Raw genomic sequence first — 20,109 nt, 5'->3', positions numbered from 1 at the left:
GGCGATTGTTACAACGAAACACCCTTCTACCGCGGCCGCACACAGCATTCGCGTACCATCAAAGTATGCGCAAATTGCATGCATTTCTCGCGGCATCGCTCTTCTGCGGCGTCGCAACCGCACAAACAAAGATTCCAGTAAAAGTCGTCGTCGTAACCATGTTTGAAGTGGGGAACGACACCGGCGACACTCCCGGCGAATTCCAGCACTGGGTCGAAGGCGAACACCTCACCCATCGCTACGCCATGCCCGCCGCGTATCACGATGCGCTCATGAACGACGACGGCGTACTCGGCATCGTCACCGGCGTCGGCACCGCACGCGCATCCGCTACCATCATGGCGCTCGGCACCGATCCGCGCTTCGATCTCACACACGCCTACTGGGTCATCGCAGGCATCGGCGGCATCGATCCCAAGCAAGGCTCGCTCGCATCCGCAGTGTGGTCCGATTGGATCGTAGACGGCGACATCGCACACGAAATCGATGTCCGCGAAGTCCCCAAAGACTGGCCCACCGGCTACGTCCCTCTACGCAAATCCACACCATACGAGAAGCCGCGCACCGACGAGAACGGCATCGTCTTCCACCTGAACACCGGCCTCGTCGACTGGGCATACAACCTCACGCGCGACGTAAAGCTGCCTGACAACGCAGAGATCCGCGAACGCCGCCAAAGCTTCGCAGAACCCGCCGCAAAGAAGCCGCCATTCGTCCTGCGTGGCGACAACCTCAGCGCCAGCACCTTCTGGCACGGTAAGTTACTGAACCAATGGGCACGCGACTGGGTCAGCTACCAGACCGACGGACACGGCACCTACGCCATCTGCGGCATGGAAGACACCGGCACGCTGCAATCGCTTACATGGCTTGATCGAGCAGGCAAAGTCGACTCAAAGCGCGTCCTCGTCCTTCGCACCGCCAGCAACTACGACCAGCAGCGCGAAGGCATCACCGCCGCGGAATCATTGGCTGAAACCAAGATCACCAAGTACTCGGCCTTCCTGCCATCGCTTGACTCCGCATACCGCGTAGGCGACGTCGTGGTGCGCAACATCGTCACCAACTGGCCCACACTTCGCGACCGCATGCCGCAGCCCAAGCCGTAATCACTCATCGCCCAAGAGAATTAATCGCCGCAGTATTCCAAACGCGTTGCTGCGGCGTTTCTCTTGCTGCGCGCAACATCGCGCGTCCCACCGTCTCCGTATCCGTGGACAACTTAGGAAACTTACCTAACACCCACACCAAAGGAAACAGAGCACGATAAAAGAAGTTGTAGATCGCCACCTTCGATCGAATGCCATTCTTGGCAAGAATCAATCCCGGACGAAACGCATATGCCGCGCGAAACGGCATATCGAACAACGCATTCTCCACGCCGCCCTTCACACGCGCCCACATCGTCTTGCTGTTCGCGTCCGTGCCTTCACCTGACACATACACAAACACCATCGAAGAATTGCGCTCCACCAACACACGCGCCACAGCCAGCGTCAGGTCACGAGTAATGCGCGTGTACTCCGCTTCCTTCATACCTACGGACGACACGCCCAGCGGAAAGAAACACGCGTCGTAACCCGTTAGCTGATCGGCCAACGAATTGAAGTCAAGCGACTCAAACTCCTTCGGACAAACCAGCTCACGCAGCTTCGGACTCTTGCGATCCACAGCGCTATCCACTGACGCATCCAGCGCGCGCCGACTCACGGACAACACTTCAGAAACACCCGTATCCAGAAGGCATTCGCGCAACACGCCTTGTCCCACCATGCCGCTGCCGCCAAACACAATTACTCGCATATGCAATGCGATGCCGCGCAATCCAGTGAAGATTCCCCTAAATCATCAGCATGGCGATTGGCGCAGTCTTCCATGGCGTTTTATCATCGCGCCTATGCGCTGGCTCACATGCAGTTCAACTCGGAAGATCGCGGTTGCGGCTCTTGCTCTCACACTCAGCCCCTGCATCTTCGCGCAGAAAACCGTCTCCACTGACAGCGGTGACCTCATCGGCAAAACCAACGGCAACGTACGCAGCTTCCTCGGCGTACCGTATGCCGCACCACCGCTCGGCCCCTTACGCTGGAAAGCCCCAGAGCCAGTGAAGCGCAGCGCCACAGCGCTCGCTGCAGACAAGATCGGCCCTGCCTGCATGCAGAAACTTTCGCGCAGCCATCTGCCCTGGACCGAAGCCTTCATGGTGCAAAACGATGTCAGCGAAGACTGCCTCACGCTCAACGTGTGGACAGCCGGTTCGCTCAGCGGCCATCGCCCCGTACTCGTCTATCTGCACGGCGGCGGTTTCGTGGAAGGCAGCGGTGGCATCTCCAGCTATGACGGAACACAACTTTCAAAGAGCGGACTCATCGTCGTCACGGTGAACTTCCGTCTCGGCATCTTTGGCTACTTCGCCAGCTCGGCCCTGCGCACAGACAGCGGCCACGACAGTGCAGGCAACTACGCTCTCGCCGATCAGATCGCCGCACTCGACTGGGTAAAGAAAAACATCGCAGCCTTCGGTGGCGACCCGCAACGAGTTACAGTCGCAGGCCAAAGCGCAGGCGCGGAATCGGTAGCAGAACTACTTGCATCGCCCAAGGCAAAAGGCCTCTTCCAACGCGCCATCCTCAACAGCGATCCGCTACTGTGGCCTGCCACAACCGTTAGCTCGCTCGACGAAGCAGCCAAGCTCGGCGACGCCTTCACCGCTAAGTACGGCGGCACGCTGGACGCTCTGCGTGCCGTCCCCGCAGAGACACTGCTCAATGCACCAGACGCACCACCCAAGCGCCCCGTCGTGGATGGTTACTGGCTCACCGAACAGCCGGGCGATGACCTCACACATCCCGTAGGCAGCGACGTTCCCGTCATGATCGGTTGGGTGAAAGACGAAGGCTTCCCCACAACAAAGCTCTCCGCGGAAGCCTTCCGCGCCGACGTCGCAAAGAAGTACGGCGACAATGCCGATCGCTTCCTCAAGCTCTATCCCGCCGACGATGACGCACAGGCAGCCAAGAGCCAGATGCAGGCAGGTCGCGACCGCAACATCGCCATCACCACGCTCTACGCAGACGCCTACCAGCGCCGCCGGGAGTCCTCCGTCTATCTCTACTGGTTCGCACGCACGCCACCGTGGAAGGCGCACCCCGAGTTCGGCGCACACCACACCGCAGAAGTCCCATACTTCTTCGAAACACTCGATCAGGTAAAGGACCGCGACTACGAAGACGCCGACTACGCCGTAAGCAAAATCGCAGGCGGCGAGTGGCTGAAGTTCGCCTCCACAGGCAAACCCTCATCCACATGGGTTGCCGCACAGCACGGCGGCGGCCCCTTCTACGTCATCGACACCACACCCAAAGCGCAATCGCAACAAGACGCAGCCCGGGCCGCCTTCTGGAAGAGCGTCCTGCTCAAGCACTAGCTACAAGGAAATCGACGACAAGGGTGACCCAGGTTCGCGAAGCTAACCTGGGCATCGCGCAACGCGCGATCCTACGCTCGAAGACCGTCATCCTGAGCGAAGCCGAAGGACCTGCATTCTTCTCGCACCACTACGATGCCGAACGGAAACTGATCCATCTCTGCAACCTCGAACAGCGTCCTATCCCGTATAGAAGAAAGGTCAAAGACCAATGGCAGAGCAGAACGAAGATTTTGTAACCGTGGCCAGCTATTCCGAAGTAGGCGAAGCATCCGTAGCGCAAAGCGTACTCGACGGAGCCGGCATCGACTCCTTCCTCAGCGGTGAAGAAGCAAACATCCTGCTCCCCGTAAGCGGCGCACGCCTCCAGGTACGCGCGGAAGACGCCGAGACCGCCCGCGAGCTCCTGAACAACGTCCCGGTCTTCGTGGAAGACGGAGTGGCCGTGGGCGAAACCGCAAAGGGTGCCTCCCTCGCCGACAACGGCGACGACCTCTAAAACCTGTCAAGCCCCTGGACGTGACATCTGTAACAAACAAAAGGAAATATCGTTGACATGGTATTTCCGTCAAACCTCTAAAATAGAAGTAGAAGAGAAAAGGGTCGCCATCGTGCGGCCCTAACTCTTTTAGAAAGACGATTTTGCCCCTAACCCCAATGGGCAGACGATTTTAGCGCCACCCAATCCGTAACCCCAATAGAAAGACGATTTTAGAAAAACAGGGGGAGGGGGGTACCCCTGCCTTGGATAGCCGTTCATACAAGCAACTTAGAATGAAGCCATGAGCAACGAAACACGCCAGAAAGCGGTGGTTTGCCTGAGCGGCGGGATGGATTCCACCGTATGCGCAGCGCTGGCGGCACGCGACTACGACGCCTACGCCCTCCACTTCTCCTACGGCCAGCGCACCGAAGCCCGCGAGTTGAAGAGCGCGCAAGGCGTGGCAGAAGCACTTGGATTCAAACAGTTTCTCCAGTTGCGTATGGATCTCTTCCGCCAGATCGGCGGATCGGCGCTGACGGACACTTCCATCGCCGTTCCGGACGCTCCGGAAGACGAAGGCAAGATCGGCGACGCCGTTCCCGTCACCTACGTTCCCTTCCGCAACGCCCACTTCCTCTCCGCCGCCGTAAGCTGGGCAGAGGTCATCGGAGCGAAGACCATCTTCATCGGAGCGGTCGAACAGGACAGCTCCGGATACCCCGACTGCCGCCCGGCGTATTATGACGCCTTCAACGAATTAATCCGCCAAGGCACTGCTGTGGGCGATATTCGGGTGGAAACGCCACTCATCCAACTCCGCAAGCGCGAGATCGTGCGTCTGGGTGTTGAATTGGGTGCTCCGTTACATGTAAGTTGGTCGTGCTACTCAGGCGAGGAGTTTGCCTGCGGAGTGTGTGAAAGCTGCGTTCTACGGCTGCGGGCTTTTCAGGAGGCTGGCAGCACAGACCCGATTCCCTACGCATCGAAGCGTTAGGCAGTGATTCGCAACTTCGGCAACCCATTTACGTTTGCATTCAGAGATACCGGCTTAATCGCCGGTGACAAGCAAGGAGCAGGACGACCATGAAGTCTCGCATTCTTTCCGTAGCCGCAATGGTAGCGGTTCTTTCGCCGGCAAGCCTGGCATTCGCTCAGCAGACCCCGGACCAGCCCGGCAGCATCCACGGCCATGTGCAGAACGCCGCAGGCATGGCGCAGTCCACGGGCGACGTGAAGCTGACGACCGACCGCAGCAGCACTGACGACAAGACCCGCAAGTACGAGTACAGCTTCCCCCTCGATGCGAACGGTGACTTCAAGGGTGCCGGCATCAAGCCCGGCAAGTACGTCATGTTCTACATCGTCAAGGGCGCCACGGTGGACTACATCGCCGACGTGGAGATCAAGCCCGGCCAGGACACCGCGCAGAACGACGACATGACCCGCGAAGAGTTCCTCAAGGCCATGACGCCCGAGCAGAAGAAGCAGCTTGAGGACTTCAAGAAGGCCAACGCTGCAACCGTTGCTGCCAACAAGACCGTGGCCAACCTGAACGGTCTGCTGACGGGCGCTCGCGACGACGAGAAGGCTGGCAAGTACGACGACGCTATCGCCAAGATGCAGCAGGCCACCCAGCAGAAGCCGGACGAAGCCATCCTGTGGCTGGAACTGGGCAACGCACAGCTTGGTGCCAAGAAGTTCGACGACGCTGCTACCAGCCTGCAGAAGGCAGCAGACACCAACGCTGCATCCAAGAAGCCGAACCCGTCCATCTCGGGTAGCGCCTACAACAACCTGGGCCAGGCCCTGGTGGGCGCCAAGAAGCCAAACGACGCACTCGCCGCCTACGACAAGGCCGCTGCTGCTGAACCGGCCAAGGCAGGCGTGTACTACTACAACGAAGCCGCCGTGCTCTACAACAGCGGCAACCACGATCAGGCTGCGCAGGCTGCCGACAAGGCAATCGCTGCCGACCCGACCAAGGCTGAGTCGTACTACATCAAGGGCCAGAGTCTGATCGACAAGGCAACACTGAACGCCAAGACACAGAAGATGGAAGCTCCTGAGGGCTGCTTGGATGCTTACCTGAAGTATCTGGAGCTGGCTCCGAACGGCGCTCATGCTGCCGACGTGCAGGGCATTGTCTCCGCATTCGATCAGAAGCAGGTCGCAGACTTCAAGGCCAACAAGGGCAAGAAGAAGTAACTGGCAGAACAAGCAGGAAGCGGCCTCGGTACATCCGGGGCCGTTTTCTTTTGCGGGATAAGGTTAGTTATCGCGGCATCGTTCCCAGGGCTGCGATAATCTAAGCGACTATCATGCGCTTATTCCGCGCCACCTTCGCTGCTTTTGCAGGTGCCTTCCTGGCGCTTGCGCTTTATCTTGCGTGGTTCTTCCAGATCACACATCACGACACTCCATGGGACGGCGCGCCAATGGGCTTCATCGCTCTGACAGGCGTTGTGGCCGCAGTCTTCGGATTGTTAGGTGGTTGGGTAGCAGCACGACTCTCGCCGGAAACCCAGCGAGGATCAGCAGAGGGCGCTGCGGGATTCATGGCGCTTGCAGCACTGTTCGCCGAAACCCACACCCCCGGCCAACATCACTACGCCCAGATGGTAGCCCTGTTGGTGATGGCACCGGTTGCGTTTTTCTTCGGCCGTCTCTGCGAGCAGCGCGCCGCGGCGCGCAACTGATATCACTCACATTCCTCACGCGTAAATGGCTTGGTAGGCTGTCGGCATGCGTTTGTTTTCCCGGCGTGACTTTGTTCTGACTGGCTCCGCGACTGCTGCTTCCCTGCCGATACTCCTGCATGCACAAACTCCGGACGCAATCCCAACCGCAACACTGAAGGTTGGCACAGAAGCTGGAGCAAAGGTTCCCTCAGACTTCATCGGGCTTTCCTACGAGAGCATGCAGTTGGAAGATCCGACCTTCTTTTCGCCAGAGAACATCAGCCTTGTGCAGCAGTTCCGGAACATTGCCAGCAAGGGTGTTCTGAGACTTGGCGGTAATACCAGTGAGTTTGGGTGGTGGAAGGCAACCGATGCTGCGACTGCCCCCGCACGCACAGAGTCATCATGGAAAGCCGAGGGCGAACCAACAGCCGCAACCGTGTTCGCCATTACGCCGAAGGCCGTGGATAACCTGGACGGCTTCCTGAAGGCCACAGGCTGGAACTGTATCTATGGCTTGAATCTCGGATACGGAACGCCTGAAGTGGATGTGGCCGAAGCGACGTACGTGATGAAGCGCCTTGGGCCGCGCTTGCAGTACTTCCAGCTTGGCAATGAGGTGGATCAGTTCAAGGGGCATCTGCGTGATCCGCAAACTTGGAATGTAGAAACATACCTCGAGGACTGGCTGAAAATTGCACGCGCCGTGCAGAAGGCACTCCCCGAGGCTAAGTTTGGTATGCCGGATGTGGCTGCGGACGTGACCTGGTTAACGCAGATTGCTGACCGTTGGGCCAGCATCGAGGACAAGCCCAACGTGGTGACGCTGAGTCATCACTACTACTGGAGCGGGCCACCATCGAATCCGGATGCAACGATCGAGAACCTGCTGAAGCCGGACGTGAAAGTCGCTGAAGATGCTGCCGCAGCAAAGGCAGCAGCAACAAAGATCGGCCCGTCTGTTACGTATCGCATGACCGAAGGCAACACGGTCTATCGCGGCGGCAAGCCGGGGTTGAGCGATGTATTTGCCGCAGCACTGTGGAGTGCGGAGTATCTTTTCCAACTGATGCTGGATGGCTATTGCGGTGTAAATCTACACGGCGGTTCCGGCCATGCACAGGCAGTGTCTGTGGGCGGCGTATTTCACGGCGAAGCCCTGATGAAAGACCCAACTGTGCCGCATCCCAAACCGTTCTACACACCGATTGCAAACGAAGGTACCCTGGCTGGAGCAGGTACGGACGGCAAGCTGAACAACAAGTTTCTGCTGGAGCCTGTGGGATATGGGATGAAGTTTGCCGCCGCATTCCAAGGCGTGACGATGCTACCGGTGACGCTGGATGCAGGCAAGATAAACATCACCGCGTATGCTGGCAAACGCACGGATGGCAAAACAATCGTGGCCATTCTGAACAAGGAAGCCACAACACCGGTACGTATCACCGCGCCGTACTTCGACACGATTCAGATTCTCATCGCGCCTGCGCTGGATGCGCACGAGGCGCATGTAAATACCGTGGTGAGTGAGACCAGCAGCCGCAGGACAACAGAAGGCCAGGTGTTTACTCTGCCGCCGCACATGGCGACATTGATCGTGCTGCATTGATGCGAAGTGTTGCGGGAAGCAGGTAAGCTGACATGCATGGTTTCGCATGTCGATCGTCGCAGCTTTGTTCGTAACTCCGCAGCGCTTGCCGCAGGAGCAGCTTTCTTTGCAAAGACAAACCTTCTTGCGCAGTACACGAAGCGCGATCTGACGCAGCGTCCTGCTGAGAGTGAGCGACTGTTTCGCTCGCAGGCTGTGGAAGATGCCATTGCATCTGTCAGCCGCGACATTGCCGATCCGCAGTTGCGTACGATCTTTGCGAACTGTCTGCCGAACACTCTGGATACGACCGTCTTTCCCGGCACACGTGATGGCAAGCCGGATACATTCGTGATCACTGGCGACATTGACGCGCTGTGGCTGCGCGATTCTTCCGCGCAGATGCATCCATATCTACCGTTTGCAAAGAGCGATGCGAAGCTGGCAACGGTGATCGAGGGTCTGATTCATCGCCATGCGATGTGCATTCTGTTGGATCCTTATGCAAATGCGTTTCGTCGCAACCCCACAGACAAGCCATTGGACTGGGCCGTGCAAGATGCCACAGACCACAAGCCCGGTGTGGGTGAGCGCAAGTGGGAAGTGGACTCGCTCTGCTATCCGATCCGCCTGGCGCATGGGTATTGGAAAGCAACAGGGAGCACTGCTGCGTTCGATAGCGAATGGGTTGCAGCCATGCAGCTTGTGTTGAGGACCTTCCGCGAACAACAGCGCATGCATGATCGCGGGCCGTATCATTTCCAGCGTCGCGCAGAGAATCCTACGGACTCAGTAATTCTGAGTGGCTACGGCGCTCCGACGAAACCGAATGGCATGTTGCACTCCATCTTCCGACCGTCCGACGATGCGTGTACGTATCCGCTCTTTGTTCCTGCAAACCTGTTTGCTGTGGCAGCTCTGAACATGTTGGCAGAGATCGCGAAAGCGGTTGGCAATGCACAGCTTGCTAACGATGCTGCGTCACTGGCGACGGAAGTTTCAGCCGCAACGAAGGCGTATGGACAGTTAAAACATGCTCGCTTTGGCGAGATGTACGCCTACGAAGTGGATGGCTTTGGCAATGTGAACTGGATGGATGATGCAAATGCGCCCGGGCTACTGAGCATTGCGTACCTGACTGGCATTCCGCTAAAGCAGCCTGTCTACCGCAACACACGCGCATTCTCATTGAGCGACAGCAACCCTTATTTCTTCAAGGGATCGGCAGCGGAAGGTGTTGGCGGACCACACGTGGGTATGGACTACGTCTGGCCCATGAGCATTACGATGCGCGCTCTGACGAGCACAGAGGACGCAGAAATCCTCAACTGCCTGAAGATGTTACGCAACACCACTGCCGGCACCAACTTCATGCACGAGGCGTTTCACAAGGACGATCCCACGAAGTTCACACGGCCGTGGTTTGCGTGGGCAAACACGCTATTTGGTGAATTAGTGTTGAAGATTCACGCAGAACGGCCCTCGCTTTTACGGCAAAGCCTAGCCCAAAAGGCCTCAGCCGCTTGAGAAGCGGCGTGGCCGCAGCATACACTTTGGTATGAACCTGAAAGAGCGCCGCGACATTGCCCATTTGTATGGACACACGCCGCGTGGCGTTCTCTTCACGCTCGTGGAGATGCGTGGAAGCTCGGATCATGCTGCCGGGACGCGTATTTACACCCCAGCGGATGGGCGCAGTGCAGGCTCGGTTTCCGCTGGATGGGTCGACGCAGAATTTCTACAACGCGTTGATTTGTTTGCGAATGCGCAGATGCATATCGTTCAGGATGGCCATGACATAGAAACGCATCTATTGTCAGAGCCTTCCGAGACGCCTGAGGCCGCAGCTCTCATCGCAGCTTTTGAAGCGACACTGCAAGGCGAGCCACGCTCAGTGATCACGGTTCTTCCTGAAACAGATGTAGCTCTGATGCGATTTGTGATGGATGCACGAGGAGACGTATTGTTCGCCAGCGAATTGCTGGAGACAGAAGACATTGTGCCCATGCGACGTGCAGCGCGGACTTCACCTCATGGTGCACTGCACGTACTCGCACAAGGACGCATATTTGTGGAGCACATGGAACCAGCGGTTTCAGAACAGGACATGATGAACAACACACTGCACACGGAGGCGCGATGAGCCGTAGAGTTGCAGCGCTGGTACTGGCGGCAGGCGCATCCGAACGGTTAGGCCAACCGAAACAACTGGTGCAGTATCAAGGGGAATGCCTGATGAATCGCGCGATTCGCATGGCGCATGAAGCGGGCGCATCGCCTGTCTTCGTTGTGCTGGGCGCGGGCTATGAAGCGCTACTGGAAGTGCTGCAGACTAATCCCCACGAACCGCGCATTCTGATCAACAAAGGGTGGAGGCGAGGTATGTCCACTTCCATTGCGCTAGGTGCCGCGGCGGCGGAGCGCGTGGATGCGGACGATCTGCTGGTGTTGACCTGCGATCAGGTCACTGTAACCGCTGAACATCTGCGACGGCTGATGGAAGCGTCGCATCGCGAACACGTAGTTGCTTCGCACTATTACGAACGACGCGGCATCCCAGCACTCTTTCCCGAATTCAGCTTCCATGCATTGCAGGAATTAACTGGCGATACGGGAGCCCGTGAGTTGTTGCAAGACGATGCAGTATTAACCGTGCCACTGCGTGGCGGTGAGTTCGACGTGGATACACCTGCCGATCTGGAACGTCTGCAGGCGATGGAAGAACAGAAAGAACACGACCGGCACACTCATGTCGCATGAGTGCGCTGCGATCTACGGCCTTTGCAGAATGTAGATCCTGCGTTGGAATGGCGGCAACCACGCGCCATAGACCTGTGGCTGCTCATTCGATTGCACTAGGCACACAGGTTCACCCAATGTGAGTGATGCCTCTGTTTCGCTTGCAGACAAGAAATAGTGCGGGTGCAGTGCAGGCGTATGTGGATTCAAGATTTCTCTGCATCCATGCGGAAGATCGGGCAACGTCCACGGGCGAGTATCGATTTCCGCAGGGTAATGCACACGCGGATCAATCACTGCACCCGCGCGATCAATCTGCGCCATGCCATCCATCTGATATCCCGCTTCAATCTGCAAACGATCCACACTCTGTGACTGCAATCGCTGCACCGCCTCTACACGCGCACGATGCATGGCGATCCAATCATGTGTTCCCGTGATCGCGAAGAGTGCGAAGAGGCCAAGCAGAACATAGCTGATTGCAGGAAGACGCGATCCAATACGTTCTTGCGACATCCGCAACAGAAACAGAATTCCAAAGGCGATGGGCGGCAATAGGTAACGATCAATGACAATGCCCCACATGGCACGCGGGCACAGAAGCACGAAGTAAGCCGCGAGAAACGGCACCGTAAGAATCAGCAGTGAACGCCATTCACTTGCTGCATTCTCTTCCGATTCCTTATGTGCATTGTTGATCACAGCCAGCGCAAACCACAGCGTGAGCGCGATGATGATGAACGACAAAAGTGCGCGTGCCCATGGTGCCAGTGGTGACGGCTCAATACCGAGCGTCCACGCATTGCGATAGCCCAGCATCCCGATCTTGTCGAGAATGTCTCCCGTCCACGGCGCCCAACCTTTCTCCATGGCGTGGGCCGTAAGGAAACGCACAACGAATGTCACAACGAGCGCGCCCACGGCAACAGCAGCGACCCGCGCTGCACGCAGGCGCTTTGCAGTCCATGCAGCAAGCAACGGAACAAGCATGAACAGCAAACAGAAAATGGCCGCGGTCATATTTCCGAGAAGCTCACGGAACGACCTCGCATTAACAGCGCCCTGAATAACTCCTTCCGGCACGGAGAGAGGCTGATGCGCAAACCACCTCATGCTGCCAAGCATGACCGCTGCGGAAAGCAGCCAAAGCACCACTGCAATAGGAAGAACACCTCGCTTGCGATGTAACAGCCATGCTGCTGAAGGCACCATCACCAGCGGTGACATCCATGCGATCTGACGCGCCGTAGAGCCAACAATGCTAAGCAAACTGGCTGCAACCAGCCACCCGAGCACATGGCTGTCCTCTTTGGATTGCAGAGCACGCAAACAGCAGTAGTAGCAAACCAGAATGCTGAACAGCCCGCTAATGTCTGACATGAACGACACGGACATGGGGAGAAACAGCGGGCACAGTGCAAGCGCAACTGCCCCAAGTGCGGCGTTACGACGCGAAAGTCCGCTGCGGCGAAACGCTGCCTGCGCAATCCATACCGTTGCAAACGACGTCACGAAATTGGCAAGACGAACAGCACTATATGTGTGGCCAAAGAAATGCGCGAAGATGCCACCCCATGCAATCTGCCAGCCGATGGTGGCCGTGGCCCATCCGTTGTAAACAAGCCGATGCGTGTCTGCGAAGACGAAGGCCGATTTCACATAGGAAAAGTCGTCGATGAGGCCGGACTCGACAAAGGGCCGCGTTAACAGTGCAGCCAGCAGCCAGAGCAGGCCGCAAAACAGCCCGTCCCACCGTTCCAATCCATTTTCTGTTCTAACGGAGCGCACAGACATCCTGTGGGTGACGTTACCAAACCCTTGTGACAATGGCGAGTGCGTTAGACTCAGCCGCATGTACACACGCGAACGCGCCTGGGAATTGCTGAATGAATGGACTACCTCACCTAGCCTGATCAAACACGCACTTGCAGTGGAAACCTGTACCCGCAGCTATGGAGAACGCGAGGCCGAACGGTTGGGCCTGAATGGCGAAGCTGCTGCGGAATTTATTGCGAAATACAGCATGGCGGCGCTGCTGCATGACTTTGACTACGATCGGCATCCATCACTGGAGGAGCATCCGTTTGTTGGCAATCGCTTGCTGACGGAGCAGGGATGGCCTGAGGAGATTCGGCATGCCATCCTGGCACATGCTTCCTACACCGGCGCGGCGCGCGAAAGCCATCTGGACCGTGCGCTCTTTGCCTGTGACGAACTGGCTGGATTTCTTACTGCCTGCGCGCTGGTGAAACCCACAAAGAGCATTCACGATGTGGAAGTAGCCGGTGTGAAGAAGAAGATGAAGGATAAGGCATTTGCACGTGGCGTGAATCGCGAAGACATTGTCGAGGGCGCAGCGCTGCTTGGCATTCCGATGGAAGAGCACATCGAAAACTGCCTGCGCGCAATGCAGGCAAACGCGGCCGAGCTTGCGCTGGAGGGCGCAACTGCATCCAACTAAGGCATGAGCCTGCTTGCACAAGCGCCCGTTCTTCCCATGCTGGCCAAACGCGTGGACTCCATTCCCGAGGATACTCAGCATTGGAGCTTTGAACCGAAGTGGGATGGATTTCGGGCGTTGGTCTTTCGCGATGGCGACGAACTGTTGATTCAGAGCAGAGATGGCAAGCCACTTGATCGCTATTTTCCGGAACTTCGCGAACCGCTCTTGCAGCAGTTGCCGCAGCGATGCGTTCTGGATGGCGAAGTCGTCATCGCAACAAAATATGGTCTGGACTTCGATCTGTTATCACTACGCATTCACCCTGCCGCGTCGCGGGTGAAGATGCTCGCCCAGCAGACACCTGCGTCCATCGTTTTCTTTGACATACTCCAGGATGGAGATCACCAACTCCACGATGTTCCATTTCGTGAGCGGCGCGCGAGGCTGGAGCAAGTGCTTGCGAACGCGAATCCTCCGATCCATCTGACTCCTGCAACACAGGATCGTTCAATAGCAGAAGACTGGTTCACCCGCTTTGAAGGTGCCGGGCTGGATGGAGTCATTGCGAAACCACTGGAAGGTGCGTACACGCCAGACAAGCGCACCATGCTCAAGGTGAAGCATGAGCGCGATTGCGATTGCGTCGTAGCAGGTTTCCGCTGGCATAAGGATGGCGAGAATGTAGCGGTTGGCTCGCTGCTGCTCGGCCTGTATGACGATGCGGACGCGTTGCAGCATGTGGGTGTGTGTGCAAGCTTCACCGCGGCAAAGCGTAAAGAGTTAACTCAGTTCCTTGAGCCATATCGCGAAGACGCTTTGACTCATCATCCATGGAAGAACTGGGCTGATGCCGCGGCGCAAGCCGGTGGACGGATGCCCGGAGGCCAATCGCGATGGAGTGGCGGCAAAGATCTTTCGTGGGTGCCAGTGCGGCCTGAGTTGGTGGTTGAAGTCGCGTATGAACACATGCAGGGCGACCGCTTTCGGCATCTGGCACACTTTCGCAGATGGCGGCCAGACAAGGCGCCGAAGGACTGCACCTACGCACAACTGGAAACAGTACCAGCGGCTGAGTTAATGCAGATCTTTCCTGAACGCACGTAATCAACGACTGCGAAAGAGAATCCACAACACCAGCAGTACTACCACTGTGATGAGGATGCCTCCGTGCCAGACGAAGAAACCGCTGCGCGTCGAATAGCCCACAACAACGCAGCCTGTGAGCGACGTGCATGCGAGCAACAGCGACGGCAGAACGGCAATCGGCTTCATTCCTTTTCTCCCGCTTCTGCACGCCATGCGCGGGTTGGATCGTCATCGGGATCGAGTGCTTCCTGCGTTGGACGCATCTCCTCCGGCACGTTTCGCAGATTCACCCGGATGCGATACCAGACGTAAGCTGAACCGCGCATGCGGTCGACAAGCACGTCGTCCGCCGCCAGATGCTTCGCGGCTTCCGGATATCGTTGTTTCCAGCGCTCCAACCCGGCTTGTGCTGCTGCCTTATCCGGCGACTGCGCAATCACCAGCAGCGGCATCGTCGACTTTCTTCGTCCCGTAGCACGAGGCTTTTTCGCAGACGCTGCAGGATCAACATCTTCGCCTTCCTGCATGTCTGGCTTTTTCGCTTTGGATGGCTGAACCCGTTTGCCTTCATTCCACTGCTTCTTAAAATGCGGAGGCCACGGTGCATCGCCAATGCCGTTCGCTTCATCGCGCGATGCCATCTCCAGCAGCGCTTCCAACGAACCTGCATTTTGATCCATCGCCGCTTGCGGATCGCCGATCCTGGCGAAGCGCTCAGGCACGGTCAGCACGGTGAACTCTGCCGGATCACACTGCATGACCTCATCCCACGCAAGCGGAGTGCTTACACGCGCATCCGGCAGTGGACGCACGCTGTACGCACTGCAGGTAGTGCGGTCCTTAGCGTTCTGGTTGTAATCCAAAAACACGCCGTGGCGCTCTTCCTTCCACCATTTGCTGCTGGCCATGGGATGTCGGCGTTCCACTTCTCGCGCCAGTGCAAGCGCCGCACGACGAACATCTGTGAAGCTCCATTGCGGATGGATACGCACATTGATGTGAATGCCGCGCGAGCCACTGGTCTTAGGCCATCCAACCAAACCAACTTCATCCAGAAGCGACTTCACCTGCATGGCCACAGAACACACATCGTTCCATGCAACACCGGGTTGCGGATCGAGATCGATGCGAAGCTCGTTAGGATGATCCAGGTCGTCTGCGGTAACGGCATGTGGATGCAGCTCAATACATCCAAGATTGACGATCCATGCGAGCCCTGCGGCGTCATCCACCACAACTTCTTCTGCTGTGCGACCGGAAGGAAAACTTAGCGTAACCGTGCGCAACCATTCCGGCGTATCTGACGGCGCTCGCTTCTGGTAGAAGGGTTCCTTCTCTGCCCCATCCACAAACCGTTTCAGCACAATGGGACGATTACGGATGCCGTTCAGTGCACCGTCTGCGATGCTCAGGTAATAGCGAACAATATCAATCTTGGAAAGCTGCACACCGCTTGTGAAGTATGGCTTGTGCGGATTGGAGATGCGTACACTTCGGCCCGCAACTTGTATCCACTCCTCTTCCGACTTGGCCATGTGCTTTCCTCTCGTGATTCATGGGATGCGCAGGGCGCACAATGGGGTTTGGTTGGCATAAGATTCCGACACAACTGGTAAAACTTGGTACGTGGGTGTGATGAACGACGACACAGCACGTGACGTAACACCGGATATGTCTGTGCTTCACGCGAAACATGTGCAGTCATATACCGACGGCAACACGACGAAGAATCTGCAGGTTGGCAACTGCAATAACGGATCGGTGCATCTCGCTGCAGGCGGCGTGTTGCTGATCCTGCAAACAGAGTAGGAACGAGAGCGTCACCACCGAACGGAGTGACCGATGATACTGGCGTGGTGCATCGCAGCAACGGTTTGTGCCGCGACGATGGCAGCGACTCTGTTGACTCCGTCTGTCCGACGGAGCAGTGGGAAGCTGTCCATTACCCAGTTGTGGCTACTAACTCTGCTTGTGATCCCAGGGCAGGTGCTTCCGCCCATTCTGCTTTGGCTTGCATGGAAAAGGACCTACTACATCATCCCGTTTCTGGGGCCGCCCATCCGAGTCGGAATGGCACCAGTAGCCTGGGCGTTGTGTGCGCTGTTTTTCAGCTATCTTCCGGCTACCGTCTACGCGTTACGCGGACAGTGGCAATGGTTCTGGCTTCTGGTGCATCCCGCTGCGACCTTCAGAATGCTCTGGAGGCAATGGGGCACCGACCACGAAATTCAGTTGCAGAAAAACGTCGATTAGACGGAGTGAGCGCCTCGCTTGGCGGCATCGCGCAACGCGCTGGCGATGAGGCAAGGAAGAACCACCGTAACTGCAACACCTGAGAAAAGCAGAAGCAAAGCATCCATAGGAGCCATCCACCCCTTTAAATCATCTGCCTGGCTGTACACCAGGACAGCCAACAGCATCGCGTCGGATTCACACGATGCGGAATCGCACAAAAGCCTACCGCGATACACCATCCGTAAGCAACTGCTAACACCTTCGAGGCACAACATTCGATGAAAGGCCGGAGATGCGCCAATCCTGTGGCCGCCGATACAATTGCGGGAGTGCCGATGATCCAGCTTCCGTCCCGAATCCGACCCCTCGCGGCCATAGCGGCTTCGGCATGCACCGTATTCCTGCTGGGATGTCCGCAACAGCAGACAGCGGCAAAACCTCCTGCCAACTCCACAGCTCCGGCGCTCCCCAAAACCGTGGGAGGCAATAATGCGCAAACAGCCGAGCAGACGAATCCGCGCATCGCTGAGCTTATCCAGCAGGTAGATCGCTCGTATCGCAGTGGTGTGCAGAACTATCGCGCGGGCAATCTGGACGGCGCGCGCAGTGATTTCGATCACGCTGTCGACCTCATGTTGACCAGCGGTCTTGATATCAAGTCTGACCCTACGCTGAGCGACGAATTTGAGCGCACGGTAGACGCGGTCAATTCCCTGGAGATGGACGCGCTGAAGCAGGGCAACGGCTTCTCACCCAAGCAGGAAGAGACTCCGCTGGAAGCCGTCAACGACCTGACCTTCTCAGACGCCACACCGGAACAAACCGCCAGCCTGAAGAGCACCCTGAACACCACGTCGGACCTGCCACTGGTCATCAATCCCGAAGTCGCAGGTTACATTAACGCCTTTGCCAATTCCCGATCCTTCACAGCCCACATGCGCGCCTCGCTGGAGCGCCTGGGCAAGTACAAGGACATGATGCAGGGAGTTCTGCGCGAAGAAGGCGTTCCGCAGGACATGATCTATCTGGCTGTAGCAGAATCTGGCTTCCAGCCACAGGCCATGAATGCCTCCAGCGGTGCAGGCGGTATGTGGCAGTTCATGCCCTTCAAGGGCGCTTATGGTCTGGAGCGAAACGGCTATTTTGACGAGCGCTTTGATCCGGAAAAGAGTACGCGCGCCTACGCCAAGTACATGAAGGGTCTGTATGACCAGTTTGGCGATTGGTATCTGGCCATGGGCGGCTACGACTGGGGCCCAGGCAACATGCAGCGCGCCGTGCAGCGCACCGGCTATGCAGACTACTGGGAACTCTATCGCCGTAACGCAATGCCGCGCGAGACGAAGAACTACGTTCCGCAGATTCTGGCAGCGATCCTGATGGCGAAGAATCCCGAAAAGTATGGACTGACGGATCTGCATCCGGCGGCGCCCGTCCTGTACGACACGGTCACCGTGGACTACGCGATGGATCTGCACCTAGCCGCTGATATCACCGGCGCGAGCATGACAGACCTGGTCGGCCTGAACCCTGCGCTCCTGCGGTTGAGCACGCCCGACGGCGTTCCGTTTGACCTGCACATTCCGAAGGGCACGAAAGACAACTTCAACGAACGCATCGCCGCCATTCCGGTGGAGAAGCGCTCGTCGTGGCGCTTCCACGAGGTGGTTGCAGGCGAATCGCTGGATCAGGTGGCGCAGCTTTACAAGGTAAGCGCGGCAGACATTCTGGCCGCAAACGATCTCCCGGCAAACTCTGCCGTGGAAGAAGGCGACGACCTGGTGATTCCCTTGGTCTCCGCCGCCTCCGCCAGCTTGCATCCGCTGCAGTACACCACGCGTCACGGAGACACGTTGGTGACCGTGGCCGATCGCTTCAACGTGACCACGGAAAACCTCCGCCAGTGGAACCACCTGGGCTCTGGAACACTGCCCTTGGGCCGCAAGATCTACGTGGCAGAACCTGTGCGCCTGGCTCCTGGTTCACGAGGACGCAAGGCAAAGACCGCTTCAAAGGGAAAAGCTACGACATCCCATTCGACAGCGAAGAAGACAACGAGCCGCAAAAAAACAAAATAAAGCCAACACCGGTTATTACTGGGTTCCCGCAGCAGGTTTACCGCTTCCCGGCACGTGCGATGTAAGTTGTTTGGTGACAAATTCCCGGATCAGGTTCTGCATCGCACGTCCACCAATTCCGATGGCAGCATTCTGGAAGATCAGCCCCGCTCCCCGATCGTTCGAAGGATAGTACAGGTTCGATAGAGCGCCAGAACTGATATTGCCCAGCAGGTAGGCATAGTTCGGCATCGTCGTTCCTTTGTCACTTCGCGCTACGAACGCCGAGCCAATCGCATGAAATGCGCGAGACCGTGTTGATCCGGAACCTTGGTAGAAATAGCGCGGATCCTGGTGGAAGACTGAGGCAAAAACCGCGCGACCTAACAGTTCGCCAGTGCGCCCATTTGCAAACTGGGCTCCCCAGCGTTTGGCGTATCCCTCCGCGCCTTGACCAAAATCGGAGTGGGTATTCGCAGCCTGCTGAATCCCGGCGGCAATGCTGACTTCGACAAAAGTCATGGGATCAAACATCTTATGCAGCGCCAGCTTGTACTTCTGCTTTGCGTTCATGGGCGCTGCGTCCCAGACATAACTCACGTAAAAGTTAGGGAAAAGACCGAACACGCGCTGTTGTTCCTGCGCACGAATCTGTTCTTCGGCAATGACTTCTGTCGGCCGCACAGTGATCTCGGTTGCGTCAGATGCCACGGTCAGCCGTACTGGCGGAGCCTCTACAGCCTCCCCCTCTGCCACCGTGAGGCGCTCAGTGATGGTCTGGGAAAAACCCTTTCGCTCTACGAAAAGTCGATAGTTTCCTCCCGGAATGCCGTGAAACTGGAAAACTCCACCTTCATCCGTTGTCCCACTCTTGTAGAACTCGCCTCCTTCTCCCAGTAGTTCGACCGTGGCACCCGGGATTCCAGCCATATCGCTGTCCGTGACCGTCCCGGCAAGGGTCGCATTGCCTTGTGCGAGAGGTACGGGAGCGGGACGGCGGCTTTGATCGGCTCGCGAGGCGTTCTGTGGGGCCGGGGCATCCGGCAATCCCTTAATCACGGCTTCCGCGATTTGAGTTTGTGCGTGTACCTGCAACGCAGTCATTCCAGTGGGAACCAAAGCCAGCAGAATCAGTGTTCGAAGCGAACCGAACGCAACCAGTTTCGACTGCTTCTTCATTGCGTCGATGTGTCGAATCTGTGTCTGCAAACTACTTCTCCCGAGCGGCTGGTTCAGATATGCCGCTTCTTCATTTTGACGTATTGCGTCGTATTTTGGCGCTTTATGACATCACCCTATTTAAGTTTTCACCAGAGATTTGTTTAGCCGCTATCCAACGACCCGATAAGTCAAGGAACAAGCGGCTTTACGG

General features: G+C 57.3%; 20 protein-coding genes and 1 pseudogene. 15 read left to right on the top strand and 6 right to left on the bottom strand.

Annotated elements, in window-relative coordinates; all coding sequences use genetic code 11:
- Positions 1–65 precede the first annotated feature (65 nt).
- Positions 66–1,109 (top strand): purine nucleoside permease, encoded by a 1,044-nt coding sequence (locus tag BLT38_RS18875; RefSeq protein ID WP_083346575.1) that lies wholly within the window; start codon positions 66–68, stop codon positions 1,107–1,109.
- A 4-nt stretch (positions 1,110–1,113) separates the two neighbouring features.
- Here the strand turns inward: BLT38_RS18875 and BLT38_RS18870 are convergent, their stop codons facing one another.
- Positions 1,114–1,803, bottom strand: coding sequence for an epimerase (locus tag BLT38_RS18870; protein ID WP_172838355.1), 690 nt, complete (start codon positions 1,801–1,803; stop codon positions 1,114–1,116).
- A gap of 10 nt (positions 1,804–1,813) precedes the next feature.
- On the opposite strand from BLT38_RS18870, the gene BLT38_RS18865 reads away from it, so the two are divergent.
- The 9 genes from BLT38_RS18865 to BLT38_RS18820 all read left to right on the top strand — a co-directional run bounded on the left by BLT38_RS18865 (position 1,814) and on the right by BLT38_RS18820 (position 10,937).
- A complete protein-coding gene (locus tag BLT38_RS18865) occupies positions 1,814–3,427 on the top strand; it encodes a carboxylesterase/lipase family protein (protein WP_172838354.1) in 1,614 nt (537 codons plus the stop codon).
- A gap of 211 nt (positions 3,428–3,638) precedes the next feature.
- Positions 3,639–3,926, top strand: coding sequence for a putative signal transducing protein (locus tag BLT38_RS18855; RefSeq protein ID WP_047490874.1), 288 nt, complete (start codon positions 3,639–3,641; stop codon positions 3,924–3,926).
- 283 nt (positions 3,927–4,209) lie between these two features.
- Positions 4,210–4,905: a 7-cyano-7-deazaguanine synthase QueC gene (gene queC, locus BLT38_RS18850; protein WP_083346572.1), complete on the top strand. Its 696-nt coding sequence runs from the start codon at positions 4,210–4,212 to the stop codon at positions 4,903–4,905.
- A gap of 89 nt (positions 4,906–4,994) precedes the next feature.
- On the top strand, positions 4,995–6,116 hold the full coding sequence (locus BLT38_RS18845) for a tetratricopeptide repeat protein (RefSeq protein ID WP_083346571.1): 1,122 nt from the start codon (positions 4,995–4,997) through the stop codon (positions 6,114–6,116).
- Between the two features lie 113 nt (positions 6,117–6,229).
- On the top strand, positions 6,230–6,607 hold the full coding sequence (locus BLT38_RS18840) for a hypothetical protein (RefSeq protein WP_083346570.1): 378 nt from the start codon (positions 6,230–6,232) through the stop codon (positions 6,605–6,607).
- Positions 6,608–6,653: 46 nt separating this feature from the next.
- Positions 6,654–8,198 (top strand): hypothetical protein, encoded by a 1,545-nt coding sequence (locus tag BLT38_RS18835; protein ID WP_083346569.1) that lies wholly within the window; start codon positions 6,654–6,656, stop codon positions 8,196–8,198.
- A gap of 36 nt (positions 8,199–8,234) precedes the next feature.
- Positions 8,235–9,704 (top strand): glycoside hydrolase family 125 protein, encoded by a 1,470-nt coding sequence (locus tag BLT38_RS18830; RefSeq protein WP_083346568.1) that lies wholly within the window; start codon positions 8,235–8,237, stop codon positions 9,702–9,704.
- Between the two features lie 31 nt (positions 9,705–9,735).
- Positions 9,736–10,320, top strand: coding sequence for an XdhC family protein (locus tag BLT38_RS18825; RefSeq protein ID WP_083346567.1), 585 nt, complete (start codon positions 9,736–9,738; stop codon positions 10,318–10,320).
- Positions 10,317–10,937, top strand: a complete 621-nt coding sequence (locus BLT38_RS18820) for a nucleotidyltransferase family protein (protein WP_083346566.1) — start codon at positions 10,317–10,319, stop codon at positions 10,935–10,937. Before BLT38_RS18825 ends, BLT38_RS18820 begins: the two co-directional genes overlap by 4 nt.
- 12 nt (positions 10,938–10,949) lie before the next feature.
- Here BLT38_RS18820 and BLT38_RS18815 read toward each other — a convergent pair whose 3' ends face one another.
- A complete protein-coding gene (locus tag BLT38_RS18815; protein WP_083346565.1) occupies positions 10,950–12,677 on the bottom strand; it encodes a glycosyltransferase family 39 protein in 1,728 nt (575 codons plus the stop codon).
- 91 nt (positions 12,678–12,768) lie between these two features.
- Between BLT38_RS18815 and BLT38_RS18810 the strand changes: the two genes are divergently transcribed.
- Together BLT38_RS18810 and BLT38_RS18805 are read left to right on the top strand one after the other, a co-directional pair.
- Entirely contained in the window at positions 12,769–13,377 is a 609-nt protein-coding gene (locus tag BLT38_RS18810) for an HD domain-containing protein (protein ID WP_083346564.1), read from the top strand.
- 3 nt (positions 13,378–13,380) lie between these two features.
- Positions 13,381–14,463: an ATP-dependent DNA ligase gene (locus BLT38_RS18805; protein WP_083346563.1), complete on the top strand. Its 1,083-nt coding sequence runs from the start codon at positions 13,381–13,383 to the stop codon at positions 14,461–14,463.
- On the opposite strand, the gene BLT38_RS20595 is transcribed toward BLT38_RS18805, so the two are convergent.
- Complete coding sequence (locus BLT38_RS20595; protein ID WP_156785211.1) at positions 14,464–14,631, bottom strand: hypothetical protein; 168 nt, start codon at positions 14,629–14,631, stop codon at positions 14,464–14,466. It abuts the gene before it with no gap.
- Entirely contained in the window at positions 14,628–15,980 is a 1,353-nt protein-coding gene (locus BLT38_RS18800) for a DNA polymerase domain-containing protein (protein ID WP_083346562.1), read from the bottom strand. The genes BLT38_RS20595 and BLT38_RS18800 overlap by 4 nt, the downstream gene beginning before the upstream one ends.
- A gap of 88 nt (positions 15,981–16,068) precedes the next feature.
- On the opposite strand from BLT38_RS18800, the pseudogene BLT38_RS18795 reads away from it, so the two are divergent.
- Positions 16,069–16,254, top strand: a pseudogene (locus tag BLT38_RS18795) (hypothetical protein); the annotation flags it as partial.
- 33 nt (positions 16,255–16,287) lie between these two features.
- Positions 16,288–16,698, top strand: coding sequence for a hypothetical protein (locus tag BLT38_RS18790; RefSeq protein WP_083346560.1), 411 nt, complete (start codon positions 16,288–16,290; stop codon positions 16,696–16,698).
- On the opposite strand, the gene BLT38_RS18785 is transcribed toward BLT38_RS18790, so the two are convergent.
- Positions 16,695–16,865, bottom strand: a complete 171-nt coding sequence (locus tag BLT38_RS18785; protein ID WP_156785209.1) for a hypothetical protein — start codon at positions 16,863–16,865, stop codon at positions 16,695–16,697. The genes BLT38_RS18790 and BLT38_RS18785 overlap by 4 nt on opposite strands.
- A gap of 150 nt (positions 16,866–17,015) precedes the next feature.
- On the opposite strand from BLT38_RS18785, the gene BLT38_RS18780 reads away from it, so the two are divergent.
- On the top strand, positions 17,016–18,758 hold the full coding sequence (locus BLT38_RS18780) for a lytic transglycosylase domain-containing protein (protein WP_156785315.1): 1,743 nt from the start codon (positions 17,016–17,018) through the stop codon (positions 18,756–18,758).
- Between the two features lie 15 nt (positions 18,759–18,773).
- Here BLT38_RS18780 and BLT38_RS18775 read toward each other — a convergent pair whose 3' ends face one another.
- The gene (locus tag BLT38_RS18775) at positions 18,774–19,946 is read right to left on the bottom strand and encodes a carboxypeptidase-like regulatory domain-containing protein (protein WP_083346557.1); all 1,173 of its coding nucleotides are present in this window, start codon (positions 19,944–19,946) and stop codon (positions 18,774–18,776) included.
- Between the last annotated feature and the right edge of the window lie 163 nt (positions 19,947–20,109).

Origin of the sequence: Terriglobus roseus (assembly GCF_900102185.1) — a bacterium.
Classification (GTDB): Bacteria; Acidobacteriota; Terriglobia; order Terriglobales; family Acidobacteriaceae; genus Terriglobus; species Terriglobus roseus_A.
Note: the sequence above shows the minus strand (reverse complement) of the source record. Positions and strands in the feature narration are given on the sequence as shown.

Coding starts and splice junctions, on each gene's coding strand:
- BLT38_RS18875 (WP_083346575.1), top strand. CDS start 66: ATGCGCAAATTGCATGCATTTCTCGCGGCATCGCTCTTCTGCGGCGTC.
- BLT38_RS18870 (WP_172838355.1), bottom strand. CDS start 1,803: ATGCGAGTAATTGTGTTTGGCGGCAGCGGCATGGTGGGACAAGGCGTG.
- BLT38_RS18865 (WP_172838354.1), top strand. CDS start 1,814: ATGCCGCGCAATCCAGTGAAGATTCCCCTAAATCATCAGCATGGCGAT.
- BLT38_RS18855 (WP_047490874.1), top strand. CDS start 3,639: ATGGCAGAGCAGAACGAAGATTTTGTAACCGTGGCCAGCTATTCCGAA.
- queC (WP_083346572.1), top strand. CDS start 4,210: ATGAGCAACGAAACACGCCAGAAAGCGGTGGTTTGCCTGAGCGGCGGG.
- BLT38_RS18845 (WP_083346571.1), top strand. CDS start 4,995: ATGAAGTCTCGCATTCTTTCCGTAGCCGCAATGGTAGCGGTTCTTTCG.
- BLT38_RS18840 (WP_083346570.1), top strand. CDS start 6,230: ATGCGCTTATTCCGCGCCACCTTCGCTGCTTTTGCAGGTGCCTTCCTG.
- BLT38_RS18835 (WP_083346569.1), top strand. CDS start 6,654: ATGCGTTTGTTTTCCCGGCGTGACTTTGTTCTGACTGGCTCCGCGACT.
- BLT38_RS18830 (WP_083346568.1), top strand. CDS start 8,235: ATGGTTTCGCATGTCGATCGTCGCAGCTTTGTTCGTAACTCCGCAGCG.
- BLT38_RS18825 (WP_083346567.1), top strand. CDS start 9,736: ATGAACCTGAAAGAGCGCCGCGACATTGCCCATTTGTATGGACACACG.
- BLT38_RS18820 (WP_083346566.1), top strand. CDS start 10,317: ATGAGCCGTAGAGTTGCAGCGCTGGTACTGGCGGCAGGCGCATCCGAA.
- BLT38_RS18810 (WP_083346564.1), top strand. CDS start 12,769: ATGTACACACGCGAACGCGCCTGGGAATTGCTGAATGAATGGACTACC.
- BLT38_RS18805 (WP_083346563.1), top strand. CDS start 13,381: ATGAGCCTGCTTGCACAAGCGCCCGTTCTTCCCATGCTGGCCAAACGC.
- BLT38_RS20595 (WP_156785211.1), bottom strand. CDS start 14,631: ATGAAGCCGATTGCCGTTCTGCCGTCGCTGTTGCTCGCATGCACGTCG.
- BLT38_RS18800 (WP_083346562.1), bottom strand. CDS start 15,980: ATGGCCAAGTCGGAAGAGGAGTGGATACAAGTTGCGGGCCGAAGTGTA.
- BLT38_RS18790 (WP_083346560.1), top strand. CDS start 16,288: ATGATACTGGCGTGGTGCATCGCAGCAACGGTTTGTGCCGCGACGATG.
- BLT38_RS18785 (WP_156785209.1), bottom strand. CDS start 16,865: ATGCTGTTGGCTGTCCTGGTGTACAGCCAGGCAGATGATTTAAAGGGG.
- BLT38_RS18780 (WP_156785315.1), top strand. CDS start 17,016: ATGATCCAGCTTCCGTCCCGAATCCGACCCCTCGCGGCCATAGCGGCT.